Genomic DNA, 15,407 nt, shown 5'->3' with positions numbered 1-15,407 from the left:
ATCAATCTATGCGGATATCCGCATAGATTGACGATATTGGCCTGTTGCCGGTCTCCGGCGATGCTGCAGAGGGTTTCTACCGGGTGGTGGAAGCCTCCTACGAGAAACGCTCCCTAGCCATCAGCTCCAACATCCACCCCTCTGGCTTTGATGAACTGATGCCTAAAACCATCGCAACCGCGACCGTGGACCGGCTCATGCACCACGCCCACCTCTGCCAAACCAGCGGCGAATCCGTCCGTCTCATGCAAGCCCAAAACGGGAAAGGAACCCGACCCATGAGCTAAACCCACACAACCGTCAGGCGCCCGCCCTCCCAGCACGCCCCGGGCGCCTGACCAGGGGTCAAAAATACTTGCCGCCAACGGTCAACCCATTGCCGCGGCCGGTCAAAACAAACTGCAGCCAATGGTCAGTTCTAAGTTGCAGTTGACAAACAACCTTCCTGGAATAGCATTGGGTGACCTTGGGGTTACGTAGATGAAGTCCTTCCACGTATGGATATACACGACGTCTTATGCCGCCCTTAGGACTTTGTCTGCTCTTCATGTCACGTATTTTCACCGAAAACTGGGCAGTGATCAGGGCACCTTTGCGCCAGACAGGCCTGCCGACAGAGGATCAACTACCTGTTTGAGCCGCCCGGCCTTCCGGTACCGGCATTTCCGCCCGTCTTCGGCAGCCGCAGAACGAAAGTACAGGTCATGGCTGGTATCGAGCCGCACGGTCTGATCTATCAGAGTCCCGCCCCCTAGAATGCTCGAGGCTAGATGACACTTATGTCATAAATCGCCCCTTTTGAACCGCGCAGGATGACACTCGTCACATAGAGCCCGGAATCCCGTGCTCCGTTTGTAAGGGGAATCATCATGCAATCACCCGCCCACCACCCCTTCCACCGGGCCCCGAGGCGCCGATTGGGCAGACCGGCCGTCATCTTGACGTTCGCACTGCTGGTCAGCAGCATCGGACCGCTGGGAGGGCTCACCAACCTCTCCGGACCCGATGCCGCGGAGGCCGCGGTCCCCTCGAGCACCACCGACTCCTCGAAAGTGCCCCACTACTTCGGGCCCTACCCCAACTGGGCAAACAGCCCACAGACCCTGGCGGATGCAATGGTGAGCATCGGCGTCGGAACACCCACGCCGGTCCTGTACGGCAACCCGCTGACCGAGCGCAAGTACGCCACTGACTACGCGAAGCCAACTGGTACTTTGGGCCCGGTGCTGGTGGTGCTTGACCATGCCAAACTGCCGGCTGGCACTCTCCACGACTTCCAGAGTTGGAACCAGGGTAATGCTGGAGGGAGTCCAACCACATCGGCTGATAGCCTCTTCCACGCGCTGGTGCTACGACCCACCGGGACAGCCGGCGAATACACCGTCGTCTTCGCCAGCGATGCCCTGAAGGTGCCTAAGCCGCTCGTGGCCACGGGAGAGGTCGCAACCTACTCCGTGCCTCCGGTGACAGTCCAACAAAACGATGTGATCGGCTTCTACGGCCAAGGGATTCCTGTTGACACCGAGGTCATCGCCAATGGTGATACCTTGAGCACGCCGGCCAGCGGCGACCCGGGGATGACCACCAACGTTCCCCCGGCCAAGGATTCCACGCTCAAGCTCGGGGCCACAAACTATCCGGACTTCTCCCACGACCGCACCTACTCCTTCGGGGCAGACGTCACTCCGACCATCACCGATCCGGGCACGGGCGCCGAGGCAACGGCCCAGGTCGACCCGAAGACAGGAGCCATCTCGGGTGTGACCGTGACCAGCCCGGGTTCGGGCTACGCCGTCGCGCCTTCGGTGTCCATCACAACGGCCGGAGTCACGCCCACGGCGGTTGCCAAGGCCACCGCAAAGATCGCCACTGGCGTCATCACCGGCATCGATGTCAATGAGACGGGTTTCGGCTTCACAGCACCCAAAGTGACCCTGACAGGCGGCGACCCAGCTGCAGGTTCGGCGGCACAGGCGCTGGCCAGCGGAACAGTCGATGACTTGAAACTGACCGACGGAGGCAAGGGCTATACGACCCAGCCCCTGGTGACCATCACCAAGCCTGATGTCGCCGACGGCGTGCAGGCAACGGCCAGCGCAACCATGGATGCCAATGGCGTGGTGACCGGCATTGAAATAGCTAACCCCGGAAGTGGCTACACTTCCGCTCCTAAAGTGACCGTCACCGATGCCAGCAAGACAGATCCCACCGCGTGGGCCAACGTTGTGGCCACCATCGGCGTCACCCGGATCGACATGACCAGCGGTGGCGCAGGCTACCTCTCAGCACCGAAAGTGACCATTGCGGACACCGTGGGCGTCGCCGACAAGGGCGCCAGCGGCACGGCCAAAGTGGCTGTCAAGGGCTCGGTCACCGAGATCGTCGTGACCACCCCCGGGGCCGGATATCTCACTCCCGGCATCAAGAAGTTTGTTGACACGTTGCCAGGCCAAGGCCAGGAGAATGCCAACGACCTAGGCCAGTACATCCCGGTTGCGGTGCCCGACACCACCACCTATCCCGGCACCGACTACTATGAAATCGCGGTTGTGCAATACCGGATGAAGTTCCACCGGGACCTGCCGGCCACCCTGCTTCGCGGTTACGTCCAGCTCTCAACCGGCGTTATCCCTGGCAAGAAGGTAGCCCTTGGCAACGCCAACGTTGACCCATCCATCCCCGACAGTCCCATCAGCTTCAACGGGGTGGACAACCCGCATTACCTCGGACCGACCATCCTCGCTACAAAGAACAAGCCCGTCCGTGTTCTGTTCCGCAATCTCCTACCCACCGGCGTGGATGGCGATCTGTTCTTGCCGGTCGACACCTCGGTGATGGGTGCAGGTGCTGGCCCCGACATGATGACGCTCAACCCGGTAACTAAGGTTCCTGAAGACATGGCCAAGGACGAGGGTAGTGTCCTCGACGGTGTGCGCAACCCGATGTGCGGGGAAACGCCGAAGCCCACCACGTGCTACTCGGAGAACCGTGCCACCTTGCACCTCCACGGCGGCATTACCCCGTGGATCAGCGACGGCACACCGCACCAGTGGGTCACCCCCACCGGTGAGAACACCAAGTATCCGAAGGGCGTCAGCGTCAGCAACGTCCCGGACATGCCAGATCCCGGCCCCGGTGCCGAGACGTTCTTCTACACCAATCAGCAGAGCGCCCGAATGATGTTCTACCACGACCATTCGTGGGGCATCACACGGCTGAACGTGTACGCCGGTGAGGAAGCAGGCTACATGATCACTGACGAAACAGAACAGAAGCTGATGGCTCCCGGCGGAGCTCTTGAAGGGCTAGGAATGGGGATCCCGCTGACCATCCAGGATAAGACCTTCGTTCCAAGCGCGACAAGGATGGCCAAGCTTGACCCGACCTGGGACGCCAAGAAGTGGGGCGGTGAAGGCAACCTCTGGCAGCCACACGTTTACATGCCCGCGCAAAACCCTGGCGACGCAAGCGGTATGAGCGCATTCGGCCGCTGGTTCTACGGCCCGTGGTTCTGGCCGCCAGCCAAGGACGCCAAGTACCCACCCATGGCCAATCCCTACTTTGACCCCACGTGCGACTCAAACACGGCCGACTTCTGTGAGCCTGCCCTGATCCCGTCGACTCCGAACAACTCAGTGGGCATGGAGGCCTTCCATGACACGCCTGTAGTGAACGGCACCGCCTACCCAACGACCACCATGGACCCCAAGTCCTACCGGTTCCGCATCCTTAATGGATCCGACGACCGATTCTGGAACCTTTCGTGGTACGTCGCCGATCCTGCAACCGGCACCGAGGTTGCGCTGAAGGCCAGCGAACTCTCCCTGGCCCAGACCGACCCGGTCGTCATGCCAACACCGGACACCGCGAAGAGCCCCAAGGGACCTGACTGGATCCAGATTGGCAACGAGGGCGGTTTCCTACCCACCCCGGCCGTGGTTCCCGCCCATGAGACAACGTTCATTATGGACGCAACCAGGTTCGATGTGGGCAACGTCGATCAGCACTCGCTGCTGCTCGCACCAGCCGAACGGGCCGATGTGATCGTTGACTTCTCCGCCTACAGGGGGAAGACACTGATCCTTTACAACGATGCGCCGGCCGCTTTCCCGGGCCGGATCCCAGGCTACGACTACTACACAGGTGCACCGGACATGTTCCCGGCCGGCGCACCCTCGACACTGCCCGGCTACGGTCCTGACACCCGCTCAGTCATGCAGGTCAAGGTATCGAACGCAGCGCCTGCACTGGCCTTCGACCGGCCGAATACCACGGCTGACCAAATGGGCAAGCTGATGGCAGCGTTCGATCACCACACCGATGCAGCTGGCAACCCCGCCGGAGTTTTTGAGTCAAGTCAGAACCCCATCGTGGTTGGCCAGGCCGCATACAATCAGGCCTACGGATCGAAGTTCGTTGGCAGCGGTTACTGCAACGCAGCCATCAACCCCGCCGCGAACTGCGACGGCTTTGCCCGCATCGCCGAACAAGGTGGGGAGCAGTTCAAGTTCGACACCTTGGCTGGGCCCCAGCTCAGCGTTCCCATCCAGGGCAAGAGCGTCCACGATGAGATGAACGCAGCGAACTTTGACGAGTGGGGGCGCATGACCGGCAATATCGGATTGGAGGCGCCAGGAGCAACACCGCTACTGCAAAACATCATCCTCTACCCCTACGTCAACCCAGCCACGGAACTCCTGGATGGAACCAAGGGGATCAACAGCCTCAAGGTGACACCCATATCCACCAACGCTGACGGCACACAGATCTGGAAGATCACGCACAACGGTGTGGACACCCACCCGCTGCACTTCCACCTCAATGACGTGCAATTGTTGAACAGGGTCACGTGGGATAACATCATCATCCCACCTGAATCTACAGAAATCGGCTGGAAGGACACAGTACGTGTCAGCCCACTGGAGGACACCATCGTGGCTGTCCGGCCCATCTTGCCAAAACTGCCATTCGCTGTCCCGGACAGCAACCGGCCACTGAACCCGATGATGCCTCTGGGCGCCAAGGGCTCGATCACTGGTGTGAATGGCTACGAGGCGGGGTTCAACAACACCGACACCAACGGCAATCCGATCGACCCAATCAGCAATGTCATGACCAACTTCGGCTGGGAATACGTGTGGCACTGCCACATCCTCAGCCACGAGGAGATGGACATGATGCGGCCCATCGCAGTCAGTACACCCCGCACCCTGGCAGACATCTCCGTAGTGAGCTTCACCAGACCGGCGAATGACGTGCTGTTGAGCTGGACTGACGGGACGCCGGTGTCGATCATGGATCCCACCACCTGGGGCAATGCGAAGAACGAGATCGGCTACAAGATTGAGCGTGCGCCACTGACCAACGGCACGGCAGGCACGTACGCCCAGATAGCCGCAACTCTGGCGAACATCACCAGCTACACCGACAAGACAGCCGGCACCGGACAGTACGCATACAGGGTGACAGCTTGGAACGCGGCCGGAAACACGGTCTCGGCGCCGGTGCTCACAGCCACCCCCGCTGCCACCATCCCCACAGTGACCAGTCAGAACCCCGCAGCTGGGGTCAGCAGTGTGGCGACCAACGTTCGGCCGACAGTCACCTTCAACGAAGCCGTCACGGGCGTCAGCAACACCACGTTCATGCTGAAGCAGGGCACCACGGCCGTCGCGGCCTCGGTGAGCTACAACGCGGCAACGCGGACAGCGACCCTGGCCCCGTCGTCGGCCTTGGCCACTGACAAGCCCTACACCCTCTCGTTGACTACGGCCATCAAGAGCGTCTCAGGCGGTTCATTGGCAGCGACGAGCTGGACCTTCATCACCGGTCCCGCCCCGACGGTGACCAGCACCAACCCGTCCGACGGAGCCACCGGCGTCGGACTCGGAACGGCCACCAACCGGACCCCGTTGAGTGCAACCTTCAGCGAAGCAGTGACGGGCCTGCCCACCACTGCTGCCAGCACCCCCAACTTCACCCTGAAGCTGGGAACGGCAACCATCGCCTCGAAGGTCAACTACAACACCACCTCCCGGGTGGCCACGCTAACCCCTGATGCAGCCTTGGTCAGTGACAGGACTTACACCCTGTCCCTGAGCAGCGCGATCAAGGACGTGGCAGGGAACCCGCTCACCGCCAAGACGTGGACCTTCATCACCGGTCCCGCCCCGACGGTGACCAGCACCAACCCCTCCGCCGGAGCCACCGGCGTCGGACTGGGAACGGCCACCAACCGGACCCCGTTGAGTGCAACCTTCAGCGAAGCAGTGACGGGCCTGCCCACCACTGCTGCCAGCACCCCCAACTTCACCCTGAAGCTGGGAACGGCAACCATCGCCTCGAAGGTCAACTACAACACCACCTCCCGGGTGGCCACGCTAACCCCTGATGCAGCCTTGGTCAGTGACAGGACTTACACCCTGTCCCTGAGCAGCGCGATCAAGGACGTGGCAGGGAACCCGCTCACCGCCAAGACGTGGACCTTCATCACCGGCCCCGCCCCGACGGTGACGAATCGGACCCCGGCTGTCGACGCCACCAGGGTCAGCCGGACAGCGAACATCACCGCAACCTTCAGCGAGGCAGTCACAGGCTTGCCCGCCTCGGCCGCGGCCAACGGGAATTTCACCATCAAGCGGAGCTCCAACGGCGCCGTGTTCCCGTCAGTTGTCAGCTACTCCGGCACCACAAAGGTGGCGACGCTGAACCCAACCGGCACCCTGCTGGCGAACACCAAGTACACCGTCACCCTCGGCAACGGGATTAAGGATGTTGCAGGCAATCTGCTGGCACCCGTGACCTGGAGCTTTACTACGGGCAACTAGCACCACCGCAGCGTACATCGCCGCCCAATCCTGCACGTGGGGGTTGGGCGGCGGCGTACGCTGCCTGCATGGGCTCAGTCATACAGGACGAGGAGACGATCGTGCTCAGAGAACCATCCCGTCAAATGCGCGGGCAGAAAATTCGGGCAGCGGGACTGCTGGGCCGACGCTTGCTCGCGCTGCTGTTCGCCATGCTGTCCATAGCGCTGGTGATGCCACCCACCCCAGTCTTGGCGCATGCAGCCCTGCTCTACTCCCTGCCTGCCGATGGCGCCGCCCTGACCAGAGCCCCTGCCTCGGTGGAATTTGTCTTCGGCGAAACCGTCGCCCCTGTCCTTGATGGCTTCCAGTTCTACGACAGCAGCGGCGGACACCGAATCCTGCAGGTAGACCAACTTGACGCGACGGTCACAGCCACCCTGCCGCCAAAACTTGCCAACGGCAGCTACAAGCTCAGCTGGCGTGTCATTTCCGATGACTCCCACCCTATTTCCGGGGTGCTGTCGTTCAGCGTGGGGAAGGCAGGCGGGGCGGTCCCGGCCGTCGTCACGAGTGGCTCCGGAGTGGTGGACGTGCTCTACGGAGCACTCAACGCCGTTGGATATCTGGGTTTGTTCGTTCTTGTTGGACTCACGGTTTTTGATCTCTTCGTTGCCCGGACCACCGTGGCGGCTCGTCGACTGCCATGGGTGGCTGGATTGCTCGCCATCAGCGCCTACACCTTGCTCATACCCCTCAGTGCGGTGCGGGAGAGAGGTTCGGGTCTCGTCGGGTTGACTGATCCAGCCAACTTTGCCACCGGGTGGTCCGGGGGTGCGGGGTTGACGCTGGTCCTGGCCCTTGCCGGGGTGGTGCTGATGCTGTTGGCATCGAGAATCCCGGGCACCGGCTCCTTCTGGGCCGGAACGCTGGGGGCGGGAGTCGCGCTGATCTCCGTTCTGCCCATCGGCCACACACGGACGTACGGACCCAGCTGGCTGGTGATGGGCTCGGACCTGGTTCACGCCGCGACGGCAGCAGTTTGGTTGGGCGGCCTCGTGGGACTGGTATTGCACCTGGCCCGTGCCCGACGGCGCAAAGGTGACCCCACCCACGCTGCAGTGGTGCTGGGCAGGTTCTCGACTTTGGCTGGGGGTCTGGTTGTTCTACTCGGCGTTACGGGCACCATCCTCGCTGTGGTGATGGTGGGGTCGGTGGCGACTCTTGTCGGCACCTCCTACGGTCAGTTGCTGATGGTAAAGCTGGCCATCGTCGCGTCGATTGGCTCACTTGCGGCATGGAACCGGTTTGGGCTTCTCCCGCGTCTGGCGAACGAGGGGCTCAAGGGCAAAGCTTGGTCCCGCCTAGCCTTGGCCGTGCGTCTTGAGGCTATTGGGGTAGTCATGGTGCTGGGTCTCACCTCAGCACTGACATTGCAAAATCCGCGAGCAGCCGTGGTGCAGGCCCCCGTTGAGACCGAGGTGGTTGGGGACCTTGGAACGGGGCATCTGACCGGCCACTTTAGCCCCGGGGCTGCGGGAGTAAACGTCCTTACCTTCAAGCTTACCGATGTTGGAGGTGAGTCCATTGAGCCAATCAGCATGCCCCAGGTCAGTGTGGCCGAACCGAATCTGGGCTTGGGACCGCTGGCGGCCAAAGTCGAACCCGGGGAGCAGCCAGGAAGCTACCGGGCCGAGATGGTCCTGCCCGTGGCTGGAATATGGAAGATCACGGTCGCCGTCCGGGTCAACGAGCTGGAGCAGCCAGCGGCCGTCGTCGATATGGTCGTCGCTGGGTGAGTCATGCCGGTTCCGACGCGGTGGTCGACGCCGAGCGGGAGGTACCTGAGCGCGGAGGGGTGTCCGCGTTAGCTGCGTACATCGACCGACTCATCATGGGGATCACGGTCGGCCGAAGCGGAGGCGGTTTTTCCGAGCGTGGCTGGCGGCGCTGGGCGTAGCGGCAACCGCAGAGTGAATGCGGTGCCGTGGCCGAGCGAGCTGGCCACCGCGACGGTGCCGCCGCGGGCTTCCGTGACGGCCTTGACGATGGCCAGGCCCAGCCCACTGCCGGCTCGCTCGCCTGCGGTGGAACCTGTCCGGAAGACCTCAAAAACGGAGTCCAGATCAGTGGATGGGATACCCACCCCCGTGTCCCGAACAATCAGCACAAGCTCGTCGCCCTGGGCGTCCGCGGTCATAGCGATGGTATCTCCTGGGCCGGTGAACCTGACTGCGTTCTCGAGCAGGCAATCCAATATAGCCTCGAGTCGCTCGTTGTCGCCCTGGACGGTGCCGACTGCACTGCGGGAGTTCCAGTTCCGGTCGGCGGTCACTGACCATCGGCGCAGGATCGCGGCCAGCATCCGGTCGACGTCGACGGGTTCGGTGTTCGGGGGCTCCACTACGCGGACCAGGGTGAGCAAGTTGGTGGCCAATGCGGACGCCTTAATGAGTTCGGCTACCACCAGCTCGGCGTCCTCGCGCACCGTCAGCTCGGTCGACTGGTCGGCGATCAGTTGCGCGTAGCCCCTAGCGATTGTCAGCCGCGTGCGTACCTCGTGGGATCCGAACCGAGCAGCATTCTCCCTCTGCTGACTTCGGTGACGGTCAGCTTGCTGCAGTGCGCGCAGTCGGACCTGAGCACTCCACTGCCGGTTAACATGCCAGATCAACAGCGCGATAATCCCGCCCATCAGAAAGATCTCGGTGCATTCTTCCCATGCGATGGTCCCTGTCATCGCATGCCCAACCAGGGCGGACCCGGTCACCGTGATAATAATGACAAAGACAACCTGGGTGGCACGCCGGGGCCAGGGGCACAGTCCTTAGAGTAACGCGAAACTGGCCCATACGAGGTGAAACGGGATGGTCTCCTTGCCGGGCAGTATGAAGGTGAGGTAGCAGTTCACTCCCGCAAACACCGCCCACACGGCGGCCAAGAAGACCTTAGATCGCGATCCTATATCCAACATTGCGCACCGTTTCGATTTTATCGTTCGAGAGTTTGGATCGCAGTCTGCGCACGCAGACGTCAACGACGTTCGTGCCAGCGTCGAAGTGCGTGCCCCAGACGCTCTCAAGCAGCTCGGTTCGGGTACACGTCTCCGGGGCCCGCTGAAGGAGGTGGGCCAGGAGCACGAACTCCCGTTGGGTTAGGGAGATGCGGCGCCCATCAACCACGAGTTCGCGTTGTTGCACATCGATCTCGACGCCAGCTCTTCGGAGGTAGCGAGGGACGGCTAAGGGCGGTGTAGGCGTTCGCAGGCGGGCGTTGACCCGGGCCAGCAGTTCGGCGTTGGCAAAGGGTTTGGCCAAGAAATCCACTGCACCGCCCTCCAGAACACCCACTCTGGTGTCCACCTGCGTCATAGATGAAAGCACCAACACTCGACTCGCCGGGCGAAATTGCATCAGTTCGGCCAAGACATCCTCGCCGCGTCCATCCGGCAATATGAGATCTAAAAGGACAAGTTCCGGGTCGGCCTTGCGGATCGCTGCCAGAGCGCCAACAACAGTCCCAGCCACTGTGACCGTGTGGCCGGCACCACTGAGGATCCGTTCTAAGAGTCGGGCGAGGGCGGGCTCATCCTCGACGACAACGATGTTATTCACATCTTCGCCCGGTGCTCGGAAGACGCCAACGCTCTGGCGGACGCTTGTGCAGAAATTGCCTCTGGGTCCCCGGGCAGGAAATCCGCATAGGCGTAAGCCATCCCTGACTCTGCCTGATAGCCATCTAATGCCGGAGCTTCGGCCAGCACAACTCCAGACTGAGCAATATGGTTTTTCATGCGATGGCCCCCCAATTCATGGCCGCTTGTATTCCACAACAACATGCTTGGGCCGGTCACGGCTGTGAACGGTTGCGCTCATCGTAAGCTTCGGCACCACGGCTGTCAACGGAGCGACGCGGAGCGCGTTGACTCATCAAAGGTGCCCGCGTAGCTGTTATCGAAGAATCATTTGGTAATGCCCGCGTAGCGGCGCGTCTGCCGTGTTGGTGGTTGCTGGCGGGGCACTGTGAGCGATGGAGCAATCGAATCGTCAGCGCAGAGCAGTCACGAAGGCCAGTGCCCTTCGGGCGGCCTTGCCGGATCTGGGGCCGCGTCTTCGCCGGTTCAAGGAACTGGATATTGACGATGTGACGGCAGAATTGCTGTTACGTATCTCCCCGGCCACGATCGACAGGGGCTCAAGGGTGACCGGGTGAAATTGGATCCGCGGGGACGCTCACATACCAAGCCCGGGACGCTGCTCAAAGACTCCATTCCGATGCGGACCTGGGCCGAGTGGGACGACGCTGTCCCCGGTTTTGTTGAGATAGATTTAGTTGGCCATGAGGGCGGAAATTCCCGGGGCGAGTTCTGTTTCACCCTTGATGTCATTGACATCGCCACGGGATGGACCGTGACCCGGTCGGTGAAGAACGAAGCCCAGAAATGGGTGTTTGCGGCTACCAACGATTCCACGGCGGCCTTCCCGTTTCCCATCCATGGACTCGATAGTGAGAACGGCAGCGAGTTCATCAACTGGGAGCTGTTCCGCTGGTGTGAGCAGGAGTATTTGACTTTTACCAGGACTAGGTCAGGGAACAAAAATGACGGGGCTCATGTGGAGCAAAAGAACTGGCACATCGTCCGGAAGACCGTCGGATACCACCGCTACGACACAGCCCCTGAACTGGCCAAACTCAACGAAGTCTGGGAGCCGGACCGATCGTTCACGAACTACCTCCTGCCCCAGCAAAAGCTGACGAAGAAACAACCCTACGGGGCGAAAGTCAGTAAGTACTACGACGTCCCGGCCACCCCGAACCAGCGAGCAGTGAAACAGTCAACCGTATGGAAACGGCCCGTGATCACGATGAACGCCACCCTCAAGCGCCTACGACCCGTTCACCTCCAATGCGACATCCTCAATCTGACCAGAGAGCCGGAGAAACTCTCACTGGCTCAGAAAACCTCACCGGAGAAACCACCTGTCAACATCAAACAGACAAAGAATCCTTAGCGGAGGTTTCTAAACGAGGCAACGAGTCAGCTTCCCGCAGGTATTGCTATGAGGCAAAAGCGGAGCCTTCTAGGTGCGTGGGTCAGTAGTCGGGGATTGGTTTTTAAAACGCCGTAGGATTAGCCGGGTTTTTGGTGGGTGGCTGGGAGAATCGGGGGTATGGATGCTGGTGCCCAGGGCGGCCTTTTTGATGAGTCAGTGGTTGAGCGTGTGCCGGTTGTTGATGACGGCCGTATCGATGCCAACGGCGGGGTGAACAAGAGGTTCAGGGCTTTTGAGCCTGACGCGGTGATGCTGGTCCCGCCGTCTTTGGATGAGTGGCTGCCCCAGGATCATCTGGCCCGGTTCATCGGCGAACTCGTTGATGAGGAACTGGACCTGGACCGGTTCTAGAGGGCCTATGGGAAGGCGAAGGGTCAGCCACCGTATGATCCACGGTTGATGTTGCGGATCGTGTTGTACGGATACTGCGTCGGGGTCCGTTCCTCCCGGGAACTGGAACGGGCTTGTACCGATGTGGTGGCGTTTCGGTGGTTGGCTGCCCAGCAGGCCCCGGACTTCCGCTCGATCGGACGTTTCCGCCAACGCCACCTGGCCGCGTTGGCGAACGTATTCCTGCAGGCCCTGCAACTGTGCCAGGCCGCGGGCATGGTCTCGTTGGGCAAGGTCGCCCTGGACGGGACGAAAGTGCGGGCGAACGCGTCCCGGCACAAGGCCATGTCCTACGCCCGGCTCACCGAGAAACAGAAAGTCTTGGCTGAGGAGATCAGTGCGTTGATGGAAGAAGCAAAAACCGTTGATGCCGATGAAGACGCCCGCTTCGGCCCGGGCAAGCGTGGGGACGAACTGCCGGCGGAGTTGGCGAACCGGCAAGGACGGGCGGAGGCGATGGCAGTGGCACGGGCCTCAATCGAGGAAGAAGCCGCGGACAAAGCCCGCCACGCTGCCGAGGAGGAGGCCCGTTCCCGTGGCGGTGATGATGATGACATCACCGGTGCCGGTGACACGGCCGCGGCAACGGCGGTGCCGAAACCGAAGACGCAACGGAACTTCACGGACCCGGACGCACGGATCATGAAGACCGCTGACGGTTCCTACCACTACAGTTACAACGCCCAGGCTGTGGTTGATGCCGACCACCAAGTCATCATCGCCACCGTGCTGAACAACGCCCCGACCGATATCCAGCAGCTGCTCCCCATGATCGAGCACACCACCGCGACGGTGGGTGCGGTTCCTGTGACGTGGAGTGCCGATGCCGGGTACTGCTCAGCGGCGAATCTTGAACACATCAAGGAGATCGAGGCCGCGCATAAGACCGGGTTCTTCATCTCCACTCGGCGCATGAAGCACGGTGCCCCAATTCCGGAAACACCCCGGGGCAGGATCCCTGCCAAAGCAACCCTCAGTGAACGCATGGCCCGGAGACTGAAGACGAAGAAAGGCCGGGAGATTTATGCCCGGCGCAAGGCCATTGTGGAACCGGTCTTCGGGCAAATCCACACCCGACAAGGCAAATACCTCCTGCTCCGCGGCATGGGCAAAGCAGCACATGAGTGGGAGTTCCTCGCGGCGTGCCATAACCTGCTCAAACTCCACAGCCACCGCACCAACCCGGCAATCTAAGCACAGGAAAGAGGCCAAAAAGGTCACCGCCATGGCCGGCCTGAAAGTGATCAGGACCGTCACACAGCTTCGAAATCACCAACCACCGCACCAGCACTCCACGAGCCAGGAAACGGCAGAAATCCATGCCGGAAATAGCGATTTTGCCGCGCCCCGGCCAAAAACTCAAACCACTACCGACCCACGCACCTAGGACCGAACGGCAGGGTAAGTGGTGCATACCCTGCCGTTCGGCATGTGGGACTTTGGCCCTAGCCGCGGTTGCTTGGGCGATCTAGACTCGAAGACATGACGAAGAACCCAGCCCCGGCGGGTACCACCGTACTGGCCACCCATGAGTGTTGGCAGCTGCTGCGCTCTGTATCCGTTGCCCGCCTTGCTGTCTGGGTTCACGACCACCCGGATATCTTTCCGATCAACTTCACGGTGGATCACGGAACTGTGGTTTTTAGGAGTGGTGAGGGCACGAAGCTGACGTCCTCGCTCGGTGGGACGCCAGTTGCGCTGGAGGCGGACGGGGTGGATCAGGATTCCGGGGTCGCCTGGAGTGTGGTCATCAAGGGTGAGGCGACCGACATCGTCGCCATCAACGACGTACTCGACACCGTCGGGCTCCCTCTTTTTCCATGGGAGGCCGGCCACAAGGACCACTTCATCCGCATCACACCAACCTCAGTTACCGGACGCAGATTCAAGGTCGCCGACCCCGCATCCTGGTGGAATCCAATGGCGGACGCGCCTCGCGCGGCGCCCGAATGACCCACCACGAACGACCATCCAGCCGGAACCGTGGGCGCATAAGAGCCATTGGTCCTGTCTGGTGTGGCTTCGGCATCACTTGACAAACGGGGAATTAGGGCCCTTTGGCCGCGGTGCGCGGCCAGGAAAGGGTTTTAGACCATGTATGACCGAAATATAAACACCAGTCAGTCGGCACCCGGAGCAATGATCCAGGGCCAGACAAAGCAACCCATCTGGTGCGAGAAGTGCGGCACAGATGCCCACACCTTCATCAGTTCCGTTTGCCGGCGCCATTGGTGCCCGCCAGACACTATGGAAGTTACCTACTTCTGCTCCCGGTGCAACGAAATCTACGGACACTTGGTCACAGAGTCAGACATGCACAACTACCGCACTATCGCAGGACCCGCCAGAACAATCCTTTCGGTGTTCGCCGGCACCGTCCCTGCGACGTCACAAAGCATGCGGTGAACAGCTTTGCTACGGGCACAGCTCTCGTCAGCGTCCCTCACCGGATCCGCTGCAGCGCCATCGGACTACCACCCGCACTACTATGGAAAACTGTGAAAGTCATGGCTGCAGAAGTTGGCAAATCGACTTCGCCTGGCACTTGTCCAGACACCGATTGAACAGGTACGAGGATATAGATAATGTCCGCAACACTGAAGCTAACGCACAAAACCATCGGTATGGAAGTCCGACGCGGCAGCTACGACGCCGTGGTCGATGGGAAACAGGCAGGGACCCTGGAACTGAACAAGACCATCGACATACCACTTGAACCCGGTCGGCACACCCTGCAAGTCCGCAATGGCCGAAACTCCAGCCGCATCGAGACATTCGAAGTTACCGAAAACGAAATAGCCAGCTTCCGCTGTGGAGGAAAGCGCATCTTGCCGATCTTTCTCTTGTCCTTCGCCATTCCGAACCTGGCACTCTCGCTCAAGCGCGAGTAGAAGTAATCCGCGACTACTGCGTCCAGTGTTCATTTTCCGTTTGACGAGCTCGGGAGTCCTTGATTGTGCGCATTCTCGCCAACGCGATGGTGTTGATGTACCGGTTCGGGCGCCAGTCACCGCTAGAGATGAACCGGTTCCGGATGGTATTCCCCCATAATGCCAGAATCGGCCATGTTCCTGCAGTCATTACAAGGCGGTGTGGGAGCGGATCAGTCCCGGGCGTGGCCATCATCAGGGTGTTGACGCCAGTGGATACGGGGCGC

At 61.1% G+C, this 15,407-nt stretch carries 8 protein-coding genes and 1 pseudogene; 7 read left to right on the top strand and 2 right to left on the bottom strand.

Annotation, left to right across the window (positions count from 1 at the left end):
* The first annotated feature begins 26 nt into the window (after window positions 1-26).
* From AAGW05_RS12230 to AAGW05_RS12220, 3 genes are all read left to right on the top strand, one after another.
* Entirely contained in the window at window positions 27-287 is a 261-nt protein-coding gene (locus AAGW05_RS12230; protein WP_411804809.1) for an ATP-binding protein, read from the top strand.
* A 582-nt stretch (window positions 288-869) separates the two neighbouring features.
* Window positions 870-6,827, top strand: a complete 5,958-nt coding sequence (locus AAGW05_RS12225) for an Ig-like domain-containing protein (RefSeq protein ID WP_411804803.1) — start codon at window positions 870-872, stop codon at window positions 6,825-6,827.
* Between the two features lie 68 nt (window positions 6,828-6,895).
* Window positions 6,896-8,605, top strand: coding sequence for a copper resistance CopC/CopD family protein (locus AAGW05_RS12220; RefSeq protein WP_411804802.1), 1,710 nt, complete (start codon window positions 6,896-6,898; stop codon window positions 8,603-8,605).
* Between the two features lie 68 nt (window positions 8,606-8,673).
* On the opposite strand, the gene AAGW05_RS12215 is transcribed toward AAGW05_RS12220, so the two are convergent.
* Both AAGW05_RS12215 and AAGW05_RS12210 read right to left on the bottom strand, forming a co-directional pair.
* A complete protein-coding gene (locus tag AAGW05_RS12215; protein WP_411804801.1) occupies window positions 8,674-9,501 on the bottom strand; it encodes a sensor histidine kinase in 828 nt (275 codons plus the stop codon).
* 253 nt (window positions 9,502-9,754) lie between these two features.
* On the bottom strand, window positions 9,755-10,420 hold the full coding sequence (locus AAGW05_RS12210; RefSeq protein ID WP_411804800.1) for a response regulator transcription factor: 666 nt from the start codon (window positions 10,418-10,420) through the stop codon (window positions 9,755-9,757).
* 660 nt (window positions 10,421-11,080) lie between these two features.
* Here AAGW05_RS12210 and AAGW05_RS12205 point away from each other — a divergent pair.
* From AAGW05_RS12205 to AAGW05_RS12190, 4 genes and pseudogenes are all read left to right on the top strand, one after another.
* Window positions 11,081-11,818: a hypothetical protein gene (locus AAGW05_RS12205; RefSeq protein WP_411804799.1), complete on the top strand. Its 738-nt coding sequence runs from the start codon at window positions 11,081-11,083 to the stop codon at window positions 11,816-11,818.
* A 159-nt stretch (window positions 11,819-11,977) separates the two neighbouring features.
* A pseudogene (locus AAGW05_RS12200) lies at window positions 11,978-13,444 on the top strand (IS1182 family transposase).
* Between the two features lie 288 nt (window positions 13,445-13,732).
* On the top strand, window positions 13,733-14,203 hold the full coding sequence (locus AAGW05_RS12195) for a pyridoxamine 5'-phosphate oxidase family protein (protein ID WP_411804798.1): 471 nt from the start codon (window positions 13,733-13,735) through the stop codon (window positions 14,201-14,203).
* 632 nt (window positions 14,204-14,835) lie between these two features.
* On the top strand, window positions 14,836-15,141 hold the full coding sequence (locus tag AAGW05_RS12190; RefSeq protein ID WP_411804797.1) for a hypothetical protein: 306 nt from the start codon (window positions 14,836-14,838) through the stop codon (window positions 15,139-15,141).
* Window positions 15,142-15,407: the final 266 nt, after the last annotated feature.

The organism is Arthrobacter sp. LAPM80 (assembly GCF_046736435.1).
GTDB lineage: Bacteria > Actinomycetota > Actinomycetes > Actinomycetales > Micrococcaceae > Specibacter.
This window is presented reverse-complemented; position numbering and strand designations above follow the sequence as displayed.

Coding starts and splice junctions, on each gene's coding strand:
- AAGW05_RS12190 (WP_411804797.1), top strand. CDS start 14,836: ATGTCCGCAACACTGAAGCTAACGCACAAAACCATCGGTATGGAAGTC.
- AAGW05_RS12195 (WP_411804798.1), top strand. CDS start 13,733: ATGACGAAGAACCCAGCCCCGGCGGGTACCACCGTACTGGCCACCCAT.
- AAGW05_RS12215 (WP_411804801.1), bottom strand. CDS start 9,501: ATGGGCGGGATTATCGCGCTGTTGATCTGGCATGTTAACCGGCAGTGG.
- AAGW05_RS12220 (WP_411804802.1), top strand. CDS start 6,896: ATGGGCTCAGTCATACAGGACGAGGAGACGATCGTGCTCAGAGAACCA.
- AAGW05_RS12225 (WP_411804803.1), top strand. CDS start 870: ATGCAATCACCCGCCCACCACCCCTTCCACCGGGCCCCGAGGCGCCGA.
- AAGW05_RS12205 (WP_411804799.1), top strand. CDS start 11,081: ATGCGGACCTGGGCCGAGTGGGACGACGCTGTCCCCGGTTTTGTTGAG.